This is a genomic window from Trichococcus sp. (genome assembly GCF_049589555.1).
In the GTDB taxonomy this organism is placed as follows: Bacteria; Bacillota; Bacilli; order Lactobacillales; family Aerococcaceae; genus Trichococcus.
Window position 1 is genome coordinate 1 of sequence record NZ_JBAWAZ010000286.1, and the last position, 8,079, is coordinate 8,079.

Here is an 8,079-nt window from a genome sequence, read left to right on the forward strand (position 1 = left end):
GTCATCACGTTCGGATAGATGATGAAGAATTGGCCTTCCTTCAGATTGAACCGGCTGTTGCCAATCTCGAAGTAGCCCTTTCCCTTCATAATGATATGGATCAAAAAATATTCCCGGACGGTTGGCCCGAAACTGTGGTTGGGAGCGCACTCCTCTTTGCCTTTGGTTGTGTAATAAAGATCCTTATAATAGATTTCTTCTTTAAAAAAATCCTCATCCATTTTCATCACCTCGGTCTTTATTTCCTCTTGTACCTGTTGCTCCCATTATAGAATGGTCTCCGTGCTATAGCAAACCCGCACTTCAATCCGAAGCTATCTTCCCTGATGAAATTCCGCCCTTTCGCAATCACACATTCTCTTGTACAATGAGAAAAGATTGCCCGCATCGGGTAGATCCCCAACAACCTGAACAATCCCATAACTTTGCTATAGATTTGGAGGCAATACCCTTGAAAAAATTCCTATACTCCGCGCTGCTGCTCCTTCCGCTTTTCCTGCTTTCCGCCTGCGGGACCGCACTACCAGGGGAAGAAGTCATGCAGAACCTGATCAACCGGTCCGCCGACCTTGAAAGCTACCACCAGTTCGTTTCATTTACGACAACTACCACCAAAGAGGACCTGAATGGCGCTACAACAGTGAACGAGCAGTACACAACCGCCGACGCGACGCTGTTCCCAGAAGAGAAAACCGGTTACGGAAAGCGGATCGACAAAAACAGCGACTATCCCGCAACAAAATCCGAGTTCTATGTGACCCCGGAAGTGGGTTACATCCGGACCGATGATACCGACTGGACCGCTTATGCCACCCCCGATGTCCCGTTGGCCAGCCTGCAGGTCTATCCGCTGGAGACATTTATCGAACTGAGCCAAATCATTGAAGCGTACGGCACCCTCGAACTCAAAGGGGACGAGTATTTGCTGAGCTTTTCCGGCAGCGATGATGCGCTGAACAAAGAAATCAACTACCTGTTCCAAACCCTGCCAACGGAACAGACAAATTACGAGATCGCTATCCATTTGGATGCCGAAAGCTTCTATCTGACCGAGTTCCATTACCGTTCCACAGCCATTCATTCGGATCAGAAGACAACCGTCACGACGGAACTGACAGGCGAGTTCGACCTGTACGATCACGCCCAAAAATTGAAGTCCGTGCCCGACTTCGATCCAGCAGATACGACTGCCGAAACTGCGGATTCTTCTTTTTGATAATGTCACACCTGAACCATAATGTATTTGTTGCGCCTCTTACTGCTCATTTGGCGAAAAAAGACCAAGACTCCATTTGGAATCCTGGTCTTTTTTGATTACAAGATAGCATGCTTTTGTTTAAGGCAGCTTTTTACCTGCAGCCTTGTAGAGGTCATACCACTCGGTGCGGCTCAGCGCCACATCGGAAGCTTTGCAGATGGCCGCGATGCGCTCAGGGTTCATGCTGCCGACAATCGGCTGCATTTTGGCCGGATGACGCAGCAGCCATGCGATTGCGATTGCTTCACGGGATACATCTTTATCATCTGCCATCGCTTCGATTTTTTCATTCAGCTCCACATAATCGGGATGATCGAAGAACAGCCCTTTTTTCCCGTTTCCGGCTTGGAATGGCGACCACGGTTGGATCGTCATATCCGTGATGCGGCTGTACTCCAGGACGGAACCGTCATGCACGAGCGATGGATTGTTCATCATATTCACGTTGAAGCCTGCATCGATCATCGGCGCATGCGTCAGGCTGAGCTGCAATTGATTGATCAACAATGGTTGTGTGACGACTTTCTTCAGTAATTCGACCTGCATCGGATTTTGGTTGCTGACGCCGAAATGGCGCACTTTCCCTGATTTTTGCAGTTCTTCAAAAGCTTCCGCAACTTCCTCCGGCTCCATCAATGTGTCCGGCCGGTGCAATAGCAAAGCATCCACGTAATCGGTCTGCAGACGTTTCAGGCTGCCTTCCACCGATGCGATGATGTGTTCTTTCGAGAAATCGAACATGACACCCGGTACGATGCCGCATTTCGTCTGCAGCATCACGCTGTCACGCGCGATGCCGAGTTCCTTGAAGGCTTTTCCGAAGATTTCCTCCGAAGTCCCTCTGCCGTAAATATCCGCATGGTCGAAGTAATCGATGCCGTTGTCCACTGCCGTGCGGATGACCGCAGTCGCCTCTTCATGCGTCAAAGCGTTCATGCGCATGATGCCAAGCGAGATTTCTGATGCTAAAAGTCCTGAATTGCCGATGTTTATTTTTTTCAATTGTCATACCAGCTTTCACTTCGGATTTTTTTGTAAACGTTTCAATAAAATCAGTATAGCATTTTTGCTGGCCATTCGTGAACTGAAGCGCACCAAAAAAGGCTACCGGATTCATCCAGTAACCTTTCTGATATTTATGAGTACGCATTGGCCCAGAGAATCTTTTCTCCGGCTTCGAGCGATTTTTGTACATCAATGATGGTTTGGTTGGAGCTGCCGCGGAATTTCAGGGTCAGATCCCGTTTGGACAGTTCGAAGCGGCCGTCGACTAGCACATCCATCAAGCGAAGCAATTCCTGCTTATCCTCGGATTCTCCAGCCAGTTCGTCCCAGTAGTAGCCGGTCCAGCCCCAGATGTCCTTAGAACTGCCGAACTCTGCCCGGATCCGCTGCGCAAGCCGCAGCGCGACCTTCGTGTTGAGGAAAGGTTCCCCGCCCAAAAGCGTCAAGCCCTGCACATAAGGCTGACGCAGATCGGCCATGATCTGTTCCTCCAACTCGTCGGTGTAGGCAATCCCGTAGTCGAAGTTTTGGACAATCTTGTTGTAGCAGCCTTCGCAGGCGAACAAGCAGCCGCTCAGATAAATGCTGCAGCGCACGCCTTCGCCGTCGACAAAGTTGAACGGCTTGTAGTCCGCTACCTTGTCCTTGCTGTATTTCTCTGCCAACCATTCTTGCGGTTGCGGGTTTTTCACTTCACATCACCTAACTGTTCTGACTATTGTTCTGACTTGCAATCCGCATGCAAATGCTTGACGCGTGCCGAAATTTCTTTATGGCGACCTTTCACCATCGGACGGATCTGCGGGTTGCCGAGATAACCGCATGTGCGTTTCACAACGTCGCATGTCTGCGGATCGGTATTGCCGCATTCCGGGCATTGGAACCCGCGCTCGGTCGGATTGAAGTCCCCTTCGAAACCGCACTCCAGACAGTGGTCAATCGGCGTGTTCGTTCCCAGGTAGCCGACTTTGTCGTAGGCGAAATCCCAGACTGTTTCCAGCGCTTTCGGATTTTGCTGCAGATTCGGGTATTCACAATAATGGATAAAGCCGCCTGAGCAATATTGCGGATATTCCATTTCGAAGGCGATTTTCTCGAAAGGATTCGGGTTCTTGCGGACATCATAGTGGAAACTGTTTGTATAGTATTCCTTATCCGTGATATCAGCGATGATGCCGAATTTCTCTGTGTCCATGCTGCAGAAGCGATCGGTCAAACTTTCGCTCGGAGTCGAATAGACGCTGAAATGATAACCGTATTGGTTGCCCCAAGCATCCGTTTTTTCCTTCATCTTCTTGACGATGTCCAAAGTGAAAGCTTTCGCTTCCGGATTCGTTTCCCAATCTCCTCCGTAAAAGACGGTAGCCGCTTCATACAGTCCAATGTAACCTAGGGAGACTGTAGCGCGTTTGTTCTTGAACAGTTCGTCGACCTGATCCGTTTCGCCCAGACGTTTCCCGAAGGCTCCGTGCTGATACAGGATTGGTGCGTTCGTAGGCGTCGCTTCTTTGGTGCGCTCGACACGGTAGACAAGCGCATCCTTACAGATCGCCAAGCGTTCCTCAAAGATGTTCCAGAAAGCTTCCGGATTCCCTTCCGACTCCAAGGCGATTCTCGGGATGTTCAACGTCACGACCCCAAGATTCATCCGACCGGAATTGACTTCGTTTCCGTTTTCGTCGTTCCATCCTTGCAGGAAGGAACGGCAACCCATCGGTGTCTTGAAACTGCCTGTCAATTCAACGATTTTATCGTACATCAGCACATCCGGATACATCCGTTTCGTGGCGCAAGTGATGGCCAATTGTTTGATGTCATAGTTTGGATCTTGTGTCTCCAAGTTCGTGCCTTTTTTCAAGGCGAAGATCAATTTCGGGAAGATCGCTGTGCGTCTTTCCTTGCCCAATCCTTTGATGCGCACTTGCAGAACTGCTTTTTGAATTTCGCGTGCAAACCAATCCGTCCCCAACCCGAATCCGAGTGTGGTGAATGGTGTTTGTCCGTTTGAAGTGTAGAGTGTATTGATTTCGTACTCCAGGCTTTGCATAGCATCATAGATGTCTTTGCGGGTTTTTTCTTCGGCATACGCGATTTGTTTCGCTTCGCCTTCCACCCAATCCTTAGCCGTTTCCAGATGCTTCTCATAGTTCAGGCGCGCGTACGGTGCCAACACTTCATCGACACGGTCCGCGCTGCAGCCGCCGTATTGGCTGGAAGCGACGTTCGCAAAAATCTGCGCCATTTGGGCAGTCGCCGTGTTGACTGAACGCGGGCTGTCCACTTCTGCATTGCCGATTTTGAAACCTTCACGAAGCATATTCTGGAAATCGATCAGGACACAGTTCGTCATCGGTGAATACGGTTGGTAATCCAGGTCATGATAATGGATATCGCCTTTCATATGGGCGTTGGAAACGTGTTTCGGCAACATTCTCAGTCCGATTGCTTTTGCAGCCACGCCTGCCGTCAAGTCCCGGATTGTATTGAAGACGCGGCTATCCTTGTTGGCATTCTCATTGACGATGCTCTGATCAGCATTCATCAGACTTTGGATACGCAATTCTATGTCCTGTTGTTGCAACTTTTTGACTTTTTTCGTCAATTTGTAGGTATTGTAGGCTTCCGCTAACGGCAGATTCCCCATTTCGGCAAGCGTCGCTTCAACTTGATCATGGATATCATCCGTCGAAACACTTTCCGTTTCTGATGCAATCAGTTTGTCTACGACCAAAGCCACGACAGCATCCACATCATAATCCGCAGCCGCTTCGTTCTGTTCAGACAAGAAACGCTCCGCCTTCTTGATCGCTTTATATATTTTCTTGGCATGAAAAGGAACTACCCGTCCATCCGCCTTCAACACTTGGATATTCACTTCTGCGTCAGCGACTTGAAGATTCGTGCTTTCATTTAAGAAATCCGTTGGTAATGAAGCCATATTTTTCCCACTCCCTAGTTAAAAATTAACCGAACATGCAAAAAAAGCTAATAAAAAGTAAGAGGTCGTTACAAAATGAGCAAGCTTTCCTTGCAGGACGCGCTTCTCAAGATGGATACCTCCACTTAAAGTAGTCTCTGTTTCGATTCACTGTATATACTATATATCATCCACACATAAATTTCCACCACAATATATAGTGTTTTAAACCAAATTCCATCTAGAGAAGGCAGACACATTTCGGTCTATAGGTCAATAAGAAAATGCCCTGAAAATGCAATGCTTGCTGTTTTCTTAGCAGACTCCCAGATACATAGTCAGAACAGAAACAATAGCCAAATAAATCCAGCTAATCCGTTTTGATTTCCGAACAATGACCCTAATATTAAAAAAAATGTTAAAAAACATATAAAGTACATAAAATCAATATAAACTACTGTACTTTGGAAAAAAAAGCAGTTATACTATGACTTGTCACAAATGTAAGCGATTCATTCTTTTTTTCGGATCCATTATCCGGTTTTTATGCCGCAGGGATGTCAAAAGAATGAGGAGATAAAAAGGGGGGAAATGCTAGTGTGGAAAAATAGAATGTTGCCTGAAATATCCAAAATTGCTAAATTTAGAATACCGGTCGGAGAAGACCTTTTTTTGAGACAGTGCGCTTCTTGGCAAAACCTTTTCCATCTGCCTTCATCTTATCGCTACCCGACTGGAAACATACAGGGCTACATTACACGATTGAATTGGACCGATGAATTTATCATTCTTGAAAAAGAACATAATGAAGCATTCGAATATTTTATTATCGATAGAAGAATTGAATCTGTAAAAGGCCCTTTTTCCAAAGAAGGGTTCGAGAAGGCACTAAAAGAGGAAGCGATCGAATTGCCATTGATTGAATTATCAGAAATGGACTGGATCATCAACTTTTAGAAGATACCGAAAAAATATAAAAAGCCGTAAGGAAAACATGTTCTGCATGCTTCCCTTACGGCTTTTTGCTGTATATTTTCTCATTATCCCGGATTCCCCTGCTGATGTGACCTATTCCTTGTCAGTGATTCTGACATCCGTCATATCCCCTATTCTCCCATGTCAGATTTTTTTCAATCATATTGACCAAAAAAATACAATCTAATCCAATATCCCTGCAATCCGATGAGAATTAAGATCAAAACTCTCACCGAATACACATTATAACGATTACAAACATTGACATGAAGCGTTTGTTATATAATGTAACATGTATCGTAAGCAGAATATAGCCTCAATAAAATTATTTCTATACACTAAGACTAGGCTAAAACAGGAGGAGGAATTATTATGTTTTCATCAGTAGACACATTATGGACCTTAGTGGGAACGGTATTAGTATTCTTTATGCAAGCCGGTTTCGCGATGGTTGAGACGGGATTCACTCGCGCAAAGAACGCGGCGAACATCATCATGAAAAACCTTATGGACTTTGTGCTCGGATCGTTGGGATTCTTTCTCATCGGGTACAGCATCATGTTCGGTGATGATATTGCCGGCATCATCGGAACCCCTGGCCTATTCATGGATGGACTTGATTCCACCATTCCCGGATCCGTTCATTTCATGTTCCAGAACGTTTTTGCGGCAACTGCTGCCACTATCGTATCCGGCTCTGTTGCGGAACGGACAAAATTCAGCTCTTATCTCGTGTATTCTTTCATCATCTCCTTAATCATCTATCCGATTTCGGGTCACTGGATCTGGGGCGGCGGATGGTTAGCTCAAATGGGCTTCATTGATTTTGCCGGATCCACTGCCGTGCATATGGTCGGAGGCATATCTGCAATCGTCGGTGCTGCAATCGTCGGACCGCGTATCGGAAAATATAAAGATGGTAAAGCACAAGTCATTCCTGGACACAATTTAACAATCGGTGCCCTTGGCGTCTTCATCCTTTGGTTCGCTTGGTTCGGGTTCAACGGCGCTTCAACCGTATCAGCTACCGGCGACGAAACGCTTGCCTTGATCGGTACTATCTTCTTGAATACAAATCTATCTGCTGTTTCCGCTACCCTCGCCACGCTTTTATTCACTTGGGCAAAATATGGTAAACCTGACGTGTCCATGACGCTGAACGGTTCGCTGGCTGGGCTTGTTGCCGTAACTGCAGGCTGTGCTGTCGTATCACCTTTCGGCGCTATCGCAATCGGAACCATCGCCGGGTTTGCCATTGTTCTCGCTGTTGAATTCGTCGATCAAAAAGCGAAGATCGATGATCCGGTAGGCGCCTTCAGTGTACATGGCGTGAATGGCGCATTGGGAACAATCTTAGTCGGTATTTTCGCAACAGATGGCGGTCTATTGTATGGCGGCGGGTTCAACCTGCTGGGAATCCAAACTTTAGGTGTAGCTTCTGTAGCAGCCTACACAGCCGGTTCGATGTATGTAGTCTTTAAGGTCATCCAAAAGACGATGGGACTCCGTGTTACTGCTGAAGAAGAAATCGTCGGTATGGACGTCGCTGAGCATGGCTTGACTTCAAGCTACCACGACTTTGTCGCAACTACGGCATTCGAAGATTACGTGACGGACACCAAACAGACAGCCCCTGCTGCCCAAGAAGTGGATCTCAGCAAAGTCGGAGCCTTCAAACTGGCTGATTCCGGCTTCACGATGAACAAAGTTGAAATCATCGCCAATCCGGATAAACTGGAGCGCTTGAAGGCGGAATTGAACGCTATCGGCGTAACCGGCATGACAGTCACATCCGTGCATGGTTACGGGCTCCAAAAAGGCCAACAAACCTTCTATCGTGGTGCGAAGGCTGAGGGCAATCTTTTACCGAAAGTCCGCATCGAAACGATCATCAGCGAGGTACCTGTCGAAGAAGTCATCCGTG

The 8,079-nt window shown here is 47.2% G+C and carries 7 protein-coding genes; 3 read left to right on the forward strand and 4 right to left on the reverse strand.

Going from position 1 to position 8,079, the window contains the following annotated elements:
* Nucleotides 1-221 (reverse strand): AraC family ligand binding domain-containing protein (locus WBV27_RS10180; protein WP_424201748.1); only part of this gene is annotated, 221 nt, incomplete at its 3' end.
* Nucleotides 222-451: 230 nt separating this feature from the next.
* Between WBV27_RS10180 and WBV27_RS10185 the strand changes: the two genes are divergently transcribed.
* The gene (locus WBV27_RS10185; RefSeq protein ID WP_424201750.1) at nt 452-1,216 is read left to right on the forward strand and encodes a DUF6612 family protein; all 765 of its coding nucleotides are present in this window, start codon (nt 452-454) and stop codon (nt 1,214-1,216) included.
* 120 nt (nt 1,217-1,336) lie between these two features.
* Here WBV27_RS10185 and WBV27_RS10190 read toward each other — a convergent pair whose 3' ends face one another.
* The 3 genes from WBV27_RS10190 to nrdD all read right to left on the reverse strand — a co-directional run bounded on the left by WBV27_RS10190 (nt 1,337) and on the right by nrdD (nt 5,201).
* Nucleotides 1,337-2,260, reverse strand: a complete 924-nt coding sequence (locus WBV27_RS10190; RefSeq protein ID WP_424201752.1) for an aldo/keto reductase — start codon at nt 2,258-2,260, stop codon at nt 1,337-1,339.
* Nucleotides 2,261-2,394: 134 nt separating this feature from the next.
* Nucleotides 2,395-2,955 carry an anaerobic ribonucleoside-triphosphate reductase activating protein gene (nrdG, locus tag WBV27_RS10195; RefSeq protein WP_424201754.1) on the reverse strand — a complete coding sequence of 187 codons (561 nt, stop codon included), beginning with the start codon at nt 2,953-2,955 and terminating at the stop codon, nt 2,395-2,397.
* Nucleotides 2,956-2,978: 23 nt separating this feature from the next.
* Nucleotides 2,979-5,201 carry an anaerobic ribonucleoside-triphosphate reductase gene (gene nrdD, locus WBV27_RS10200; protein WP_424201756.1) on the reverse strand — a complete coding sequence of 741 codons (2,223 nt, stop codon included), beginning with the start codon at nt 5,199-5,201 and terminating at the stop codon, nt 2,979-2,981.
* Nucleotides 5,202-5,777: 576 nt separating this feature from the next.
* Here nrdD and WBV27_RS10205 point away from each other — a divergent pair.
* Nucleotides 5,778-6,137: a hypothetical protein gene (locus WBV27_RS10205; RefSeq protein WP_424201758.1), complete on the forward strand. Its 360-nt coding sequence runs from the start codon at nt 5,778-5,780 to the stop codon at nt 6,135-6,137.
* Nucleotides 6,138-6,527: 390 nt separating this feature from the next.
* The coding region (locus tag WBV27_RS10210) for an ammonium transporter (protein WP_424201760.1) at nt 6,528-8,079 on the forward strand (1,552 nt) is incomplete at its 3' end.

What these genes read in the sequence shown, in the direction of transcription:
- nrdD (WP_424201756.1), bottom strand. Translation starts at nt 5,201, where the DNA reads ATGGCTTCATTACCAACGGATTTCTTAAATGAAAGCACGAATCTTCAA.